The organism is Loktanella sp. Alg231-35 (genome assembly GCF_900143545.1).
Taxonomy (GTDB): domain Bacteria; phylum Pseudomonadota; class Alphaproteobacteria; order Rhodobacterales; family Rhodobacteraceae; genus Yoonia.
The window spans coordinates 181,442-196,775 of the sequence record NZ_FREV01000004.1 but is presented as its reverse complement, the minus strand read 5'-3'; the positions used below and the strand labels follow the sequence as shown (position 1 = coordinate 196,775).

Genomic DNA, 15,334 nt, shown 5'->3' with positions numbered 1-15,334 from the left:
TTTGCGCTGTCGGTCAACGCGATCGGCACCCGTAAAAGCACCGCTTTGCTAGCCCCGTTGACGTCCACGGGGAACTGCGCGTGCTGAACATTCGACGATACCCGGTTGATGCAATAGGCGCAGTTATTAAGGTAGAAATTCGTCATTAGGATCTTGAGCAGGCTGATGCCCGATCCTTCGGTTGACCCTAGCCCCTTGCCATCACGACTGTCACGGCGCTGCGTCCCGCTTGACGCGCAAGAGGCATCATAGCGGGCGGCATCGCTAAGGATGGCGAGCTTTTCTGAGAGGGCGAGACGTGACATTTGTTCATGTTATGTTCTCATTTAGATCGGCGCAAGACGAGAACTTTGCGAGACCCCTGACTATGGTTTGCCGGGCTCATTCATTTGCTTGGCAAAGGTCTGTTCCATGAACTTTGCGGTCTTCTCATCGCGGATCATGTTTTCACGCACAAGCCCGCTGCGTTTCTTTTTCCATGATGTGGAAATGCCGTAGCAATGAAAGTGATGAAATTTCTGCGACGCTGGAAAGATGCGGCGATTCACACTTTCTATGGCGTGAACCGACCACGACCTGCGCCCTAGAACGCTGTCGGGGACGATGCAATATTTACTGATGCAGTCGTTGCCCTTTGGCCTGCGGAATATGTGATGGGCATGTCGTATGGTTTCGGTGTCACCCATTTGGTAGCGCCATTCGCCGCCGAATCTGATGTATTTCAGCCACGAGCGTTGGGTCGCGTCAAAGATACTTTCGCTGCCGTGCGAAACGACCAATTCATCAACGTCACTCATCAAGACGCCATAGGCCTTGGCGAACCACCGGGTCTTAACGAGGTTAAGAAGGGTACGCTGTTGGAACTTGGTTGTGCCAACACTGTCGGCAGTGCTTTGGTGCGGACCATAGCGCAGCGGCACATCAAGCACGTCGGCAACCACGATTCCATCGACAGAGGCAAGTGTTGCGCGCAACTCTTCGCTGCTAAACTCGGTGCTGTTGTTGTTGCTCATCAACACCGCATCGGCCCCGTGATTGCGCTGATGCGCTGCGGCCCAGTCACGCACCCAGTCCAATGAGTCGTCCTTGACCTGCGTATAAATCACCCGACGCCCGGCAAAACGGTTGTGGTCGGCCTGACTGACAGGAAGTGCTATTTGATGATCGCCTAGGGTGAGGGTGAACGTGCCTTTGAACACGTCACACGGCAAGGAAAGCACATCATATACGCGGAAACGTCGCAGGCGGCGTGGCTTGACCACGTTGCCGTCAATCATCCAGGTCGCCGTACGTATTGCTTTTTCAAATCCGATGAGCTTGGGAAAGAGCACCGTGATCTCGCGCCGCTCTGCACACCAGATCGCATCATAGATCAGCGTGTCATTGTCATATTGATCCCAAAACGTGGGGTCTTTCACCGTGACGCCGCGCGCAATCCCCCGTTCCCCAAATATATCAGGATCGGCGCGATAGGACGCGAGGGTGTGAATGGCGCTGTGCAAATTCTGCCTGCTTTCTTGTGCGACGCTTTGGATCTAGCCCAAGGGCCGATGTCTTGGAATGATCCGGCCTTTTCGCAGCAGCCAGAACGCCCGCCGAAAGTAATTTGCAGCCTTCAGGCGGTAGTGCGGCAGCCGCCGATACCATTTGAATTTCTTGACCAGCGCAAAACCCGCCCCGGTGATGGAACTGACGTCGCCGTCGTCAACATGGGTTGAAAAGGGCTCTAACCCGAATTGCCGGAAATCATGTCGGAAAAAGCGGTTAAGTTCATGGTCAAACGCTCGGGTCTGCGGCCAAAGGTTCGGCAAGATGCGCTGCGCCACCTCTTTTTTGATCAGATAGGTGGCGTTGCCTGTGAACGGCCCCGCATAGGCATTCAAAGTGTAGCGCCCGACGCGCCCCTGACTAATCGGCAGCTTGGCACGAATGCAGTTAAAGCGCAGCGTGTCCCAGTGATCAGACGCAGCAAGCCCCAGATCAAGGCTGTCCAGAAAATCGTCATGGAACACCACATCATCTTCGAGGATTAGCGCCACCTTGTGGTCCGAGGCCAAAAAGGCCTCCCACACAGCGATGTGGCTGGCATAGCAGCCCATCTTGCCGGGCAAAATCGGGCTGCCCATGTTGCGGGCATAAGCGTCGGCATCGGCACGTTTCAGAAGCTCTTCGGCGCAATCCTTGCCATAGATCGCCGGGAACCGTGTGTAGGACAGGGTGAGGGCGTCCAACTGCCGCTCCATTTCGGCGCGCCTGTCGGTGTCGCGATCAAGGTTGATCAGCCACACACCCAGATCAGCACGCGAAAGCGCATCAGCCATCCAGCGCGTCCCAGGTCAGCTGCGTGTTCCGTGTCACTGCGCGGTTCAGCGTCTTGCCAACCACTTTGTCAAAATCATAGCCCGCAATCTCGCCCGAGCCGGGACGACGCGCCCAGATGTCGGCCTCGGTGATGACATGACCCGCAGGCAGATCACGGTCTGCGACCACAGATGCGCGGGCAAAGCGATAGACGTCCTCTTCGGCGCTTGTGCGTTCTTTGGGGTTATGCAGCGCGATATGGATTTCGCGCGAGCGGTCAATCAGGTGGCGCAGTTCGGCCGGATCCATCGAGTTGATGATATCAGGGCCTTTGCGATAGCGCGTGTCGGTATAATGCCGTTCCAGAATGCAGGCGCCCAAGGCGACCGAGGCCAGCGCCATCTCTGGCCCGATGGAGTGGTCAGAGAAGCCGACCACGGCATTCGGAAACGCAGCCTTCAGATCGGTGACGCCTTGCAAGGACACGATTTCAGGCGGTGAGGGATAAAGGTTCGTGCATTCCAGCAAGGCGTAGTCAATGCCCGCCTCATCAAGAATGGCGACCGATGCTTTGATGGTTTCAATGCTCTGCATGCCGGTGGACATGATCACAGGCTTGCCCATCCGCGCGATGTGTCGGATCAGCGGCAGGTTGTCGGCCTCGCCTGATCCGATCTTGAACGCGGGCACGTCCAGTTCATTCAGAAAATCCGCTGCAGCTCGTGAAAACGGGGTCGAGATCCAGATCATGCCAAGGCTCTCGGTATAGCGTTTTAGTTCGGCTTCATCTTCGAGCGACAAGGCACAAGCCGCCATCACATCCCAGATCGACACATCGGCGTTGGGCGGGAAAATCTGCTTGGCCTCTTGGGTCATTTCATCTTCGATGATGTGGGTCTGATGCTTGATCATCTCGCAACCGGCACCGGCGGCAAGACGCACCATGTCCTTGGCGACGGCTAAGTCACCACCATGATTGATGCCAATTTCAGCGATGACGAGCGGGGGATGCTCTGGTCCGATATTGCGGCCTGCGATCTGCATATTCACGCTCCTGCTTGCAGTGGTTGCCTGTGTTTATGAGGTTTCACGCGGGCAGGCAATCGCAGGGTCACCATTGCAAATCGACGGGGCATGGTCCAAGTCACTGGCATCGCAATTGATGGCACAAAGATGATCCGCAAAATACTCAGCACATTGGACAAAAAGGAACGCGACCTGCGCAAGTCCATGGGGAGAGACATCACCGATCCGGCGGACCGTAAGCGCGCACAACGTAGCATGATGTGGTTGGATCATGGGGTCTTGCGCCTTCACTGGCACAACTTCGACAAAGTGGCCGATGGGGTTTATCGCTCTAACCATCCTGATCACAAGCGGTTCGCGGCCTATGCCAAAATGGGCATCACGACCGTGTTGAACCTGCGGGGTGGGTCAAAGGACGCCCATTACCTTTTTGAGAAAGAAAGCTGTGAACAGCTTGGGCTTCATCTGGTTTCGATTCAGATGTCGGCCCGCAAATCTCCGCACAAAGAGCCATTGCTGCGACTATTTAGCGCCTTTGAAACGATGGACCGCCCGTTCCTGCTACATTGCAAATCCGGTGCAGATCGTACCGGGTTGGTGGCCGCACTTTATTTGATGATCCACGAAGGGGCGTCGGTCGCTGTCGCGCGCAAACAGCTTAGCTTTCGTTATCTGCATATCCGGCGTTCATCGACGGGGATTCTGGATCATTTCCTGGATGTCTACGCAGCACGGCACGCCGAAACAGGGATCGGCATCATTGACTGGATTCGCGACGAATATGATCGCGACGCATTAACGGCGAGCTTTGCAGCCAAGCAAGCGGCCCTCAAACCCTGGCAGGGGTGGTAGTCAGTCGCGTAGCCCCTCGGCTATCTGCTTGCCCATCAGGAAATCGATGACCTCCCAATCGAAGAAGCTGTCCACGTCCAACCCGCGTTCATTGGGCACGATGAGAGGGATCACATGCCCTTCGAATAGTCGACTGGCGGTTCGCAAATAGCTGGGCTTGACCACATAGACCAAACCCACATGATCATAAACCATCGGCGCCTGCTGGCGGGCAACCACACCGTGCGGCAGTGGTTTGGACACCTGCAGCGCGCCGTCATCGTCCGTTTCCAGCATATTGAAATAGGGGTTCTTGCCGCTTACGCAGCATGACATGACCATATCGGGTTGTTCCGCCTCGAACAGGTCCAGCCCTGCATCAATATCCTTGGGCAGGCGCAGCGGCGATGTGCAATCAAGATCCAGAAACGCATCCGCCGGACCGATCTGTTTCTCGACCTCGCCTAAGGCATGCTGCCACACACCCCATTTTGCCGCTGTATCGGTGGCCAGATGCGCGGGGCGTAGCCCAATGTCTAGGCATCCTCGCTTTAGCCCGTGTTCGTATATTTCAGGCGAGTCCGAAGAGACAACGACATGATCCACCCGGTCGCTGTCCAAAAGCTGGCCCAGCGACCAGTCAATCAGGTGCTTGCCGTGCAGCATCCGAAAGTTCTTGCCCGGCACGCCTTTGCTGCCTGCACGTGCGCCAATGTGACCGATAATCATCCCAACTACTCCCGCGTGCCTGCAAAACGTTCCGCCCATGCGTCCCGCTCGTCATCAGTGATTTTGCGGAACAAGTTGTCGGGCACAGCAAAGGCGTGGCCCGCAGGCAGCGCGGCAACAGCTGCTGCGATATCAGTGGGCCAAGCATCATCCTCGGTCTGCATTGCGTCAATCATGACTTTGGATGCGTCCGGGATGAAGGCTGCTGACAATACGGCATAGATGCGGATCAAGTTCAGCGCGAGGCGGACCTGCATTGCCGCAGTGTCCGGGTCGGTCTTGAAGGTTGTCCAAGGGGCATTGGCTTGGAGGTATTCGTTGCCAAGCACCCAGATGGCCCGCAATTCGGCCGCAGATTTGCGCACTTCCATTGCGTCCATATGCCCTTCATAGGCCTGCAGACGTGCCGTCAGATCAGCGATTAGTTTTTCCTCGGCGGGTCCATATGTACCACCTTCCGGCACGGCCTCACCGAATTTAGAGCGACAAAACTTAGTGATACGACTAACAAAGTTGCCCAAGACATCGGCGAGGTCCTTGTTTGCGTCAGTTTGGAAGTTTTCCCAGGTAAATTCCGCGTCCGAAGATTCTGGTGCGTGTGATAAAAGCCACCAACGCCAATAGTCTGGCGGCAAAAGCTCCAGCGCTTGATCCATGAACACGCCGCGCCCGCGTGAGGTGCTGAATTGACCGCCATCATAGTTGAGGTAGTTGAAGGACTTGATGTAGTCGACCAGCTTCCATGGTTCTTGGCTTCCCAAAATAGTGGCCGGGAAGGACAGGGTATGGAATGGCACGTTATCCTTGCCCATGAACTGGGTGTAAGTCACATCATCGGCGCCTTTGTCGGTACGCCACCAGCGCGCCCAATCAGTGCCTTTGCCCGCGTCTTCCCATTCCTGCGCGCAGGCGATGTATTCAATGGGGGCATCGAACCAGACGTAGAAGACCTTGCCTTCCATGCCGGGCCAGTCCGCGTCACCCTTTTTGACTGGGATACCCCAATCAAGGTCACGGGTAATGCCACGATCCTGCAACCCATCACCGTCGTTGAGCCATTTCTTGGCAATGGACGTCGTCAGGATCGGCCAGTCCTTCTTGCTGTCGATCCAGGCTGCAAGCTGCGCGCGCATCTGCGACTGGCGCAGGTAGAGGTGCTTGGTTTCGCGCACTTCCAACTCGGTCGAGCCGGAAATGGTCGAGTAGGGATTGATCAGATCAGTGGGGTCCAACTGCTTGGTGCAATTGTCGCATTGGTCACCGCGCGCGCTCTCAAATCCGCAATTGGGGCAGGTTCCTTCGATATAGCGGTCGGGCAGAAAACGGCCATCGGCCACGGAATAGACTTGGTTCTCGGTCACTTCCCTGATCAGGCCAATCTCTTCCAAGCGCCCGGCAAAGGCTTGGGTCAGCGTATGGTTCTGGGGGCTGGACGAGCGGCCAAAGTGATCAAAGGACAGGCGGAATCCTTCTGCGATCTTGGCCTGCACCGCATGCATTTCGGCACAATATTCTGCGACAGGCTTGCCCGCTTTGGCGGCCGCCAACTCCGCTGGCGTGCCATGTTCGTCTGTTGCACACAGAAACAACACCTCATGCCCGCGCTGGCGCAGGTAGCGGGCATAAAGGTCGGCGGGCAATTGGCTGCCCACCAAATTGCCAAGGTGCTTGATCCCGTTGATGTAGGGAATAGCAGATGTAATCAGATGGCGGGCCATGCGCGGTTTCCTTGATAGGGTTGGCCCTATCTAGCGGGGGTGCGCGCCAGATGCCAGATGTTGCGTGGCAGGGATCGGCGGCTTAAACACAAGCTCAACGCCACCCCGGATTGGAGACAGCCGATGAAAACCCTCATTGCCGCCCTTTTTGCTGCAGCCCTTGGCACCACGACCCACGCGCAAGAGGTCTATGTCGGGGGCGGGCTTGACTACCTTTTCCCGCATTCCGGTGATGCACAGTCCGTCGCATCGCTGATTGCAGGCTTTGGCATCGAAACAGGTGGTATGGGACTTGGGGCCGAGATTGACGCAGGTTCGCGTATCGCTGGTGACAACGACTATGACACGCTTCGGGTGCGCATTCTGGCCAGCTATGACTGGAACAACTACACCTTCCGGGCCGGTGGCGGCGTGACAGAGTATTACTTCGACGATGATACCGCAGGCGGCTACAACGCCGGGTTTGGTGCAGAACGTGCGCTGACCCCGAACGTCGCTGTCCGTGGTGAGTTGATCCGTGATTTCATGGACAACACCTTTACCGCAGCAGTCACCACCACGCGAGTGGCGGTGCTTTATTCCTTCTGATCTTCGCGGCTGCGACCCAGCAAACGACCGATCCCGAAACTGGTGCGCGGGGCGTAGATGTAGCGCGTCCTATCTTCAGGTGCGCGGCGCACGCGCATCCGGCTCAGGCCGAAGGCTACCAACAAAATGTGTCCGACTGATATGAAATAGAACAGGGCCGCCGGACCAAATGCGCCGATCAGCGCAGAGGTTGTTAATGGGGCCGCTATCGCTCCAACTGCGAAGAAGAACATCAAGGCGGCGGATAACTCCACCCGCTGATCAGAGGTTGCAAAGTCGTGGGCGTGGGCGGTGGCCACCGAATAGATCGGAAAGGTCGTCAATCCAAAAAGGAATGAGGCGGTCAGGATGATCGTTGTGCCTTGGCCAGCTGTCGCCACAGTGAACGTACATGACACGACCGCCGCAACGGACAGCCAGATCATCACCCAGCGCCGGTCATATTTGTCGGCCAGCCAGCCGACAGGATATTGTGCAATCGCCCCCCCGGCGACAAAGGCCGCCAAAAACGAGCCGATCTGGTTGGCGGTCAGGCCAACCTCCTGACCATAGATCGGGCCGACCATGCGAAAGGACGCGCTAGACAGGGCGGCCACCAGAACCGCCGCAACGGCCAGTGGTGAACAGGCCCAGGCAAGGGCAGGGCGCAGTCGGGTAGCCTTGGGTGTTTCGGGCTGGGGCACGCGGGTCAAGGCCAGCGGCAAAAGGGACGCGCAGCACAGGATCGTCAGGATGTTGTAGGCAATGTAGGTTTCCAGATTGGCCAAAGCACCAATCATGAACTGCGCGATGAATGAAGCACCGGTATCTGCAATGCGGTAGCTGGCCATGGCGCGGCCACGGGTCTCATTGGTGACTTTCGCCTGCAACCATGCCTCGATCACAGTGTAGCACCCGGCGACGCAGATGCCCGATCCGATGCGAAAGAAGGCCCAGAAATAGGGTTCCGCGGTTACCACATGGGCGGCCAGGCCGATTGCCCCCATCGCCGTGAAAGTAGCAAAAGCGCGACTGTGGCCGACGCTGCCCATCAGGCGCGGCGCCCACCAGCAGCCGATGAAAAAGCCAAGGAAATGGGCCGAGCCCAGAAAACCGACCTGGGATTGCGAGAACCCAAGTTCCAGCCCGGTCAAAGCGTCCAATGGGCCCACGCCGCCGGAGGACAGCTGCAACAAGGCAACCGACAAGAATAAAGCAGCGAAAGAGATGATCATACGCATGGGGCCAGCTATGCGCCTGTTGATCGGGGGATGCTAGGCCATATTCGACCTTGGCAATGTCGTCTTTCGCCCCTTGTCCTTTGGTGACTTCACATTAGGGTCTGGCGCGAAACGAATTTGAGGCACGGCAGATGAAACAACTCCCCCTTGGCCGCACAGGTATCATGGTTAGCGAATGGTGTCTGGGCACGATGACCTTTGGCAATCAGACCCCTGAAGACGACGCCCACCGCCAGATTGATATGTCCTTGGACGCAGGTATCAATTTCCTCGACACCGCCGAAATGTATCCAGTGAACCCGATCCGCACCGAAACTGTGGGCATGTCGGAACAGACCATCGGTAACTGGATCGCCAAGACCGGGCGGCGGGATGAGATTGTCGTGGCCACCAAAGTCTCTGGCGACAATCCTGGCTGGGTGCGTGATGGGCGCGGTTATGATGGCGCCGTTATTCGTGAGGCTATAGATAGTTCGCTCAAGCGTCTGCAGACGGATGTGATTGACCTTTATCAGATGCATTGGCCGATGCGTGGTTCGTATATGTTCCGGCAGAACTGGACGTATGATCCTTCTGGCCAGAACCGCCAGCAGACGATGGATCATATGATGGACGTGCTTGAGGCGCTGGACGAGATGGTCAAGGCGGGCAAGATCCGAGCCATTGGCATGTCCAACGAAAGTGCCTGGGGCATGACCAGATGGATTGATCAGGCCGACAAGGCGGGCCTGCCGCGTATGGCGACAGTGCAGAACGAGTACTCTTTGCTTTGCCGTCTCTATGACACCGACATGGCCGAGATGGCCGTGAATGAGGATGTGCTGCTGCTGTCCTTTTCGCCTCTGGCCTGCGGACTACTGACCGGAAAGTACCAGAACGGTGCCGTGCCACAGGGCAGCCGTCTGTCGGTCAACGGTGATCTGGGTGGACGGGTAACAGACCGGGTGTGGCCTGCGGTGCAGGCTTATCTGGATATCGCAACAAAGCATGGGTTGGACCCGGTGCATATGGCGATGGCCTGGCAGCGGACGCGGCCTTTTGCGGTTTCGGCGATTTTTGGGGCGACGACCTCGGCGCAGCTGACGCAAATCCTTGCGGGCAAAGATGTTGCGCTGTCAGATGATGTGATCGCACAGATCGATGCGGCGCAGATGCAGCACCCCATGCCCTTCTAGGTAAGGTGGATTTCAATCCACCTTACATGCAGCATCCATCGCGATTTCAAACCGGGGGCCGGGTGCAGTCGTGATCTCTGATAAACCCATCGCCCTGTAAGTGGCCGCAGCGCCGGGGTTCACCGGTGATGTGCCAATCACCAACCGACAGGCCCCAATTTGGCGCGCATGGACCTGTGCGGCGTCAATTAGCGCTGTACCCACCCCGCGGCCGCGCATCGGCTCTTCCACAAAAAGATGGGCAATATCAAGCAGGGGGCCCTGGTGCACGGGTCGCCAATGCGGTTCGATAGCGGCATACCCGACAGCGCGACCACCCTGACGCGCAATGATGCCCGTCAACGGCCCATCAACAAATTGGGCCTGCGTCTGGGCCAACCCCATCACGCAGCGGTCGCCATGAAAGGTGCAGAGCTTGCGGATCATTGCCAGCAGGGCGGGGATGTCTTTTGGGGTGACTTTGGAAGTTTCGACCATGGTCTGTCCTTTGCGATTGGCCCGCAAGGACAGATGAAACACAGCCAACCCCTGCGGGCGGCTGTTGGTTTATGTATCAGAAAGAGGCCAGCCGCCGTGATATGGCGCTGGTAAAATAGATCACTGCGATGTGCATTGCTCTGGTCATGCGGGGTTTGTGGCAGAGCGGTGCACCCTCTGTCAATAATTCCACCTTGTGCGGTGCCGTGATTTCAGCAAATGTCGCCCAAACAGGCATGCCAATCAGGGGAGAACGCCGATGCCACTTGAGATGAACCGAGAGGTCTTTATCACCTGTGCCGTGACCGGCTCTGGCTCGACCCAGGATCGCAGTCCGCATGTGCCGCGCTCACCGCAACAGATTGCCGATAGCGCCATTGATGCCGCCAAGGCGGGGGCGGCCGTCGTGCATTGCCATGTGCGTGACCCCGAGACCGGCGTTCCATCGCGCGATCTGGCCCTGTACCGCGAAGTGACCGAACGCATCCGCGATGCAGACGTGGATGTTGTGCTGAACCTGACGGCGGGCATGGGCGGTGACATGGTCTTTGGCGGCACTGAAAAGCCGCTGCCCACGATCGCAGGCACCGATATGGTGGGTGCGACCGAACGCGTGGCCCATGTCGCGGAATGCCTGCCCGAGATTTGCACGTTGGATTGCGGCACGATGAATTTTGCAGAGGCCGACTATGTCATGACCAACACCCCTGGCATGCTGGTTGCGATGGGGCAGATGATGACCGATCTGGGCGTAAAGCCAGAGATTGAGGCCTTTGACACTGGCCACCTGTGGTATGCCAAGCAACTGGTCAAAGACGGTGTGCTCGACAGCCCCGCATTGGTGCAGCTTTGCATGGGTGTGCCTTGGGGCGCACCCGATGACCTCAATACCTTTATGGCGATGGTCAACAATGTGCCCGACGATTGGACATTCTCGGCCTTTGGGTTGGGGCGCAGCCAGATGCCTTATGTTGCCGCATCTGTGCTGGCGGGCGGTAATGTGCGCGTTGGGCTTGAGGACAACCTGATGCTGGACCGCGGCGTGTTGGCGACCAATGCACAATTGGTCGAGCGTGCCGCCGGGATTGTCGAAAACCTTGGGGCCAAGGTGATTGGCCCAGCCGAAGTGCGCGCCAAGCTGGGCCTGACCAAACGCGCCCCGGCAGCCAAGTGAGGGCGCTTGCGCTAATCTTGCTGCTTGCAGGCTGTGCCACACAGGACAGTGGCGGGCTGTTTTCGGTCTACCGCGACTTGGAGACGCCAATCGCGTCCAAGGCGGTCTTTGAACCCGCCCGCTATCAGGGCCAATGGTATGAGGTCGCCCGATATCCGGTGCCCTTTGAGGCAGGCTGCGTTGGTGTGACGGCCGAATACGGATTGCGCGACGATGGGCTGCTATCGGTTCTCAACATTTGCCGCAATTCAGATGGCAGCGAAAGGTCGCGGATCGCGGGGACCGCCGAAATCGTGGGCCCCGGCAGGTTGACGGTGCGGTTTCCATCCGTACCTTTTGTAGCCGCTGATTACTGGGTGCTGTGGACCGATGAAAGCTATCGTACGGCTGTTGTGGGGTCGCCAAATGGGCGGTCCGGTTGGGTATTGAACCGTGACCCGGTGATCCCGCCAGATCGACTGCAAGCAGCGCGTGATGTTTTGGAATTCAACGGCTATGATCTGAGCCGACTAATGGAGGTGCCGCAATGAAGTACATGATTTTGGGAAGTGTTCTGGCTTTGGCGGCGTGCGAAGGCACAGGGGCCATGGGCGGCGGCGGGTCAGGCCGGCAGGAATATATGGTCATCGGCAACCGTATGAGTTTTGAGCAATGCCGCGCCCGCGGTGGGTTGATCATCCGCGACAGCAACACATCCATGGTGGCCTGTGATCCCACCATCCGACGCGAGCCTGAGCCAGCGGATGAGTTCAACCACCCAAGCGGCAATTCGTAAGGTCAAACCATGACACAGCAGACAGCGGCCATTATCGGCGGTGGCGTAATCGGTGGCGGTTGGGCCGCGCGCTTTTTGTTGATGGGGTGGGATGTCCGGGTTTTTGACCCCGATCCCGAGGCCGAACGCAAGATCGCGGAAGTTCTGAACAATGCGCGGCGTGCATTGCCGGGCCTTTCAGATGTGGCTCTGCCACCGGAAGGCGCGCTGACATTCCATGACACGATATCGGCGGCTGTGACAGGTGTGGACTGGATTCAGGAAAGCGTGCCCGAACGGTTGGAACTGAAGCGCAAAGTCTATCAGGCCCTTCAGGAACATTGCCCGCCTGATGCGGTGATCGGTTCTTCGACCAGCGGGTTCAAGCCATCGGAACTCCAAGGCTGTGCCACACGACCCGATCAGATTGTCGTCACACATCCGTTTAATCCGGTCTATCTGCTGCCCCTCGTCGAACTGGTCCCAAGCGACAAAACCGCCCCTGCCATCATCGACAAAGCCAAGGACATTCTGACCCACATCGGCATGCACCCGTTGCATGTACGCGCCGAGATTGACGCCCATATCGCGGACCGCTTTCTTGAGGCTGTCTGGCGCGAGGCGCTGTGGATGATCAAGGATGGCATTGCGACGACCGAAGAAATTGATGACGCAATCCGCTATGGTTTTGGCCTGCGCTGGGCGCAGATGGGCCTGTTTGAAACCTACCGCATAGCTGGTGGAGAGGCCGGGATGCGCCATTTCATCGAGCAGTTCGGCCCCTGTCTAGAGTGGCCCTGGACCAAGCTGATGGATGTACCGGAACTGACGGATGAGCTGATCGATGCAGTCGCCGATCAATCTGACGCACAATCTGGGCAATACTCGATCCGCGCGCTTGAGCGCGCGCGCGATGACAATTTGGTCAGCATTCTGCGTGGGCTAAAAGCGCAGGATTGGGGCGCGGGCAAACTACTTAATGAACAGGATCGCCGGGTTGAGGGCGCTGTCGCGCTGCCCGATGACCTGAACCAGCCGATTGTCACGGTGGACCGTGCGGTGCCATTGGATTGGACCGACTACAACGGCCACATGAACGAGGCGCGCTATTTGCAGGCCTTTGGCGATGCCACAGATCGGCTGATGCTGCTGATTGGCTGTGATGCGGAATACATCGCGACCGGCGGCAGCTATTTTACCGCAGAGACGCATATTCGACATCTGGACGAAGTGCATGCGGGTGCCGTGATCCGCATTGAGACCCAAGTTCTGGCAGGGGCTGGCAAGAAGATGCACCTATTTCACCGCATGTTTGCGGGCGACCGTGAACTTGCGACAGGCGAACATATGCTGATCCACGTCAGCCTTGAGACGCGGCGCGCCTCGGAACCTGCACCTAAACTGGCGAAGACGCTGAAAGAGATCGCTGATGCCCATGCGGCTTTGCCAACCCCAGAAGGTGCTGGCAAGGCGGTCGGTGTGCGGGGCTAGGTGATGCGCTGGATCAGACCGTCAAAGTAGACGGTCAGGTCTTTCTGGCTGATGCTGGCGGCCCGCACCAAAGCATCGAAGTGCTTAGTGATGGCCGTCACCCGTTCGGTGTCGCGAAACACCAGATAATTCTGCCCGATATAGATCACGGCTAGCAGCGGGCCAAAGACGGTGACTGGGGCAGAGTAAAGCTCGCGCTGGTCAAAAAGATGCAAGCGCAGTCCTGGATAAAGCTGTGCGTGCAGATCGCGAAACTGCAGCAATTGCGCCTTGCGCAGCTCGGAGGGGATGCCCGCATAGTACCCCTCGGCCCGCGCGAAGGCCTCGACCTCTGACATTGGGATGGCGATTTCATAATCCGAACGCGATCCGCGCATCCAGTTGAGCCTGTCAGTGCTGGCGCCAATCGCTTGCTCAATCGTCTTGCCCAAGGAGGGCGCATATTCCCAGCGCAGGATATCTATGGTTTTGAGCATGTCGGGCAGCCCGGCAGGCACATGACGGATTTTGTAACCCGCTGCCTCCTGATGCCAGGCAAAGATCTGGTCATCGACCATGGCGCGGGGCGCTTCGGTCATGGAAATGGCGGTCGCGACCAGATCGGCGGCTTGTTCGGGACGGTCGGACAGGCCCAGCAGCCAATCCGCACTCACCCCAAGGGCGGCCGCACATTCGGCCACCAATTGCGCATTGGGCAACCTAGCCCCATCATCCTTCAGCAGTTGTGAAAGCGTCGAACGGTCCACCCCCGCCTGCCGCGCCAATCCACTTTGCGTGGCGTTGGTTTGGGTCATTGCCGCGCTCAGCCGTTCACGGAACAGTTGAGCACGATCGCGTTTGTCGACTTTTATCACCATTGATAAATATTATCACGCATTGAGAATTTTGTGAACTACTGTCCAAATGGTTCACGGATGCGTGATCACATACCTTTGCGCCCATGAGACAAAGAAGTATTGGCACGCGCGCAGGCATCGCGTGGCCCACCGTTTGGTTAATCATTGCGTGTTATCTGGCTTGGGGCGTTGCCCTTTGGGTCATGCCGCTGCGGATGGGTGTTGTTTTTGGCGGTATTACAATCGCGCTGCATGCGTCGTTGCAGCACGAAGTTATTCATGGGCACCCATTCGCGCGGCAATGGCTGAATGATCTGCTGATCTGGCCACCGCTGATGCTGACCGTGCCATATGCGCGGTTCAAGGCCACCCATCTGGCCCACCACCATGACGAGGTGATCACGGACCCCTACGATGATCCTGAAAGCAATTTTCTGTCGGAAAACACGTGGCGCGAACTGCCTGCGGTGATCCAGCTGGTACTGCGGGCGAACAACGCGCTGGCTGGACGGCTAGCACTTGGTCCGCTTGTGGGCACAGTTGCCTTTCTGATGTCTGAGTGGCGCACGTGCGACGCGGCGGTGCTGCGCGGTTGGGCGTTGCATCTGCCTGCTTTGGCTGTCGTGGTGGCAGCCGTCACAGCTTCACCCATGCCGCTTTGGGCCTATCTGATCGCCGCCTATCTGGGCATGTCGATCCTGAAACTGCGCACCTATCTGGAGCACCGCGCGCATGAACGCGCCAGCGGACGCTCTGTCATTGTAGAGCGGGGCGGGGTTTTTGGGTTCCTTTTCCTCAACAACAATCTGCATGTGGTGCATCACATGCACCCGCGTGTGGCGTGGTACAGGTTGCCCGCCCTCTACCGCGCGCGGAAGGATCACTATCTGCGGCGCAATGGCGGTTATGTTTATGGATCCTACGCAGAGGTCTTTGCGCGGTATTTCTGGCGTGCCAAGGACCCCGTCGCACACCCACTCTGGCGGCGGTAGCCGAATAGGGGCATAGACGCCC

General features: G+C 57.9%; 16 protein-coding genes and 1 pseudogene. 8 read left to right on the top strand and 9 right to left on the bottom strand.

Features of this window, described 5'->3' with window-relative positions; all coding sequences use genetic code 11:
- Nucleotides 1-62: 62 nt before the first annotated feature.
- From DHN10_RS10845 to DHN10_RS10830, 4 genes and pseudogenes are all read right to left on the bottom strand, one after another.
- Nucleotides 63-305: pseudogene (locus DHN10_RS10845) on the bottom strand (putative DNA modification/repair radical SAM protein); the annotation flags it as partial.
- A 60-nt stretch (nucleotides 306-365) separates the two neighbouring features.
- Nucleotides 366-1,502 (bottom strand): hypothetical protein, encoded by a 1,137-nt coding sequence (locus DHN10_RS10840; protein WP_108815349.1) that lies wholly within the window; start codon nucleotides 1,500-1,502, stop codon nucleotides 366-368.
- 33 nt (nucleotides 1,503-1,535) lie between these two features.
- The gene (locus DHN10_RS10835) at nucleotides 1,536-2,321 is read right to left on the bottom strand and encodes a glycosyltransferase family 25 protein (RefSeq protein WP_108815348.1); all 786 of its coding nucleotides are present in this window, start codon (nucleotides 2,319-2,321) and stop codon (nucleotides 1,536-1,538) included.
- Nucleotides 2,314-3,345, bottom strand: coding sequence for an N-acetylneuraminate synthase family protein (locus DHN10_RS10830; protein ID WP_108815347.1), 1,032 nt, complete (start codon nucleotides 3,343-3,345; stop codon nucleotides 2,314-2,316). Before DHN10_RS10830 ends, DHN10_RS10835 begins: the two co-directional genes overlap by 8 nt.
- Nucleotides 3,346-3,435: 90 nt before the next feature.
- Between DHN10_RS10830 and DHN10_RS10825 the strand changes: the two genes are divergently transcribed.
- Nucleotides 3,436-4,179, top strand: coding sequence for a fused DSP-PTPase phosphatase/NAD kinase-like protein (locus tag DHN10_RS10825; protein ID WP_234417107.1), 744 nt, complete (start codon nucleotides 3,436-3,438; stop codon nucleotides 4,177-4,179).
- On the opposite strand, the gene DHN10_RS10820 is transcribed toward DHN10_RS10825, so the two are convergent.
- Both DHN10_RS10820 and metG read right to left on the bottom strand, forming a co-directional pair.
- Nucleotides 4,180-4,887 (bottom strand): acylneuraminate cytidylyltransferase family protein, encoded by a 708-nt coding sequence (locus DHN10_RS10820; protein ID WP_108815346.1) that lies wholly within the window; start codon nucleotides 4,885-4,887, stop codon nucleotides 4,180-4,182.
- A gap of 5 nt (nucleotides 4,888-4,892) precedes the next feature.
- Nucleotides 4,893-6,605, bottom strand: coding sequence for a methionine--tRNA ligase (gene metG / locus DHN10_RS10815; protein WP_108815345.1), 1,713 nt, complete (start codon nucleotides 6,603-6,605; stop codon nucleotides 4,893-4,895).
- A 123-nt stretch (nucleotides 6,606-6,728) separates the two neighbouring features.
- On the opposite strand from metG, the gene DHN10_RS10810 reads away from it, so the two are divergent.
- Nucleotides 6,729-7,193 carry an outer membrane protein gene (locus DHN10_RS10810; RefSeq protein WP_108815344.1) on the top strand — a complete coding sequence of 155 codons (465 nt, stop codon included), beginning with the start codon at nucleotides 6,729-6,731 and terminating at the stop codon, nucleotides 7,191-7,193.
- Here the strand turns inward: DHN10_RS10810 and DHN10_RS10805 are convergent.
- The gene (locus DHN10_RS10805) at nucleotides 7,181-8,413 is read right to left on the bottom strand and encodes an MFS transporter (RefSeq protein WP_108815343.1); all 1,233 of its coding nucleotides are present in this window, start codon (nucleotides 8,411-8,413) and stop codon (nucleotides 7,181-7,183) included. The two genes, DHN10_RS10810 and DHN10_RS10805, sit on opposite strands and share 13 nt — an antisense overlap.
- Nucleotides 8,414-8,544: 131 nt before the next feature.
- On the opposite strand from DHN10_RS10805, the gene DHN10_RS10800 reads away from it, so the two are divergent.
- The gene (locus DHN10_RS10800) at nucleotides 8,545-9,588 is read left to right on the top strand and encodes an aldo/keto reductase (RefSeq protein WP_108815342.1); all 1,044 of its coding nucleotides are present in this window, start codon (nucleotides 8,545-8,547) and stop codon (nucleotides 9,586-9,588) included.
- A 12-nt stretch (nucleotides 9,589-9,600) separates the two neighbouring features.
- On the opposite strand, the gene DHN10_RS10795 is transcribed toward DHN10_RS10800, so the two are convergent.
- Nucleotides 9,601-10,065: a GNAT family N-acetyltransferase gene (locus DHN10_RS10795; RefSeq protein ID WP_108815341.1), complete on the bottom strand. Its 465-nt coding sequence runs from the start codon at nucleotides 10,063-10,065 to the stop codon at nucleotides 9,601-9,603.
- 259 nt (nucleotides 10,066-10,324) lie between these two features.
- Here DHN10_RS10795 and DHN10_RS10790 point away from each other — a divergent pair, with 259 nt between their 5' ends.
- Genes DHN10_RS10790 through DHN10_RS10775 form a run of 4 tightly spaced genes read left to right on the top strand, consistent with a single transcriptional unit; the run spans nucleotide 10,325 to nucleotide 13,484 of the window.
- Complete coding sequence (locus tag DHN10_RS10790; protein ID WP_108815340.1) at nucleotides 10,325-11,239, top strand: 3-keto-5-aminohexanoate cleavage protein; 915 nt, start codon at nucleotides 10,325-10,327, stop codon at nucleotides 11,237-11,239.
- The gene (locus DHN10_RS10785) at nucleotides 11,236-11,769 is read left to right on the top strand and encodes a lipocalin family protein (protein WP_108815339.1); all 534 of its coding nucleotides are present in this window, start codon (nucleotides 11,236-11,238) and stop codon (nucleotides 11,767-11,769) included. Before DHN10_RS10790 ends, DHN10_RS10785 begins: the two co-directional genes overlap by 4 nt.
- Nucleotides 11,766-12,014: a hypothetical protein gene (locus DHN10_RS10780; RefSeq protein WP_159086978.1), complete on the top strand. Its 249-nt coding sequence runs from the start codon at nucleotides 11,766-11,768 to the stop codon at nucleotides 12,012-12,014. Before DHN10_RS10785 ends, DHN10_RS10780 begins: the two co-directional genes overlap by 4 nt.
- A gap of 9 nt (nucleotides 12,015-12,023) precedes the next feature.
- Complete coding sequence (locus DHN10_RS10775; protein WP_108815337.1) at nucleotides 12,024-13,484, top strand: carnitine 3-dehydrogenase; 1,461 nt, start codon at nucleotides 12,024-12,026, stop codon at nucleotides 13,482-13,484.
- On the opposite strand, the gene DHN10_RS10770 is transcribed toward DHN10_RS10775, so the two are convergent.
- Nucleotides 13,481-14,341, bottom strand: coding sequence for a helix-turn-helix domain-containing protein (locus tag DHN10_RS10770; RefSeq protein WP_108815336.1), 861 nt, complete (start codon nucleotides 14,339-14,341; stop codon nucleotides 13,481-13,483). The genes DHN10_RS10775 and DHN10_RS10770 overlap by 4 nt on opposite strands.
- Nucleotides 14,342-14,424: 83 nt before the next feature.
- Here DHN10_RS10770 and DHN10_RS10765 point away from each other — a divergent pair, with 83 nt between their 5' ends.
- A complete protein-coding gene (locus DHN10_RS10765; RefSeq protein ID WP_108815335.1) occupies nucleotides 14,425-15,312 on the top strand; it encodes a fatty acid desaturase in 888 nt (295 codons plus the stop codon).
- Nucleotides 15,313-15,334 lie beyond the last annotated feature (22 nt).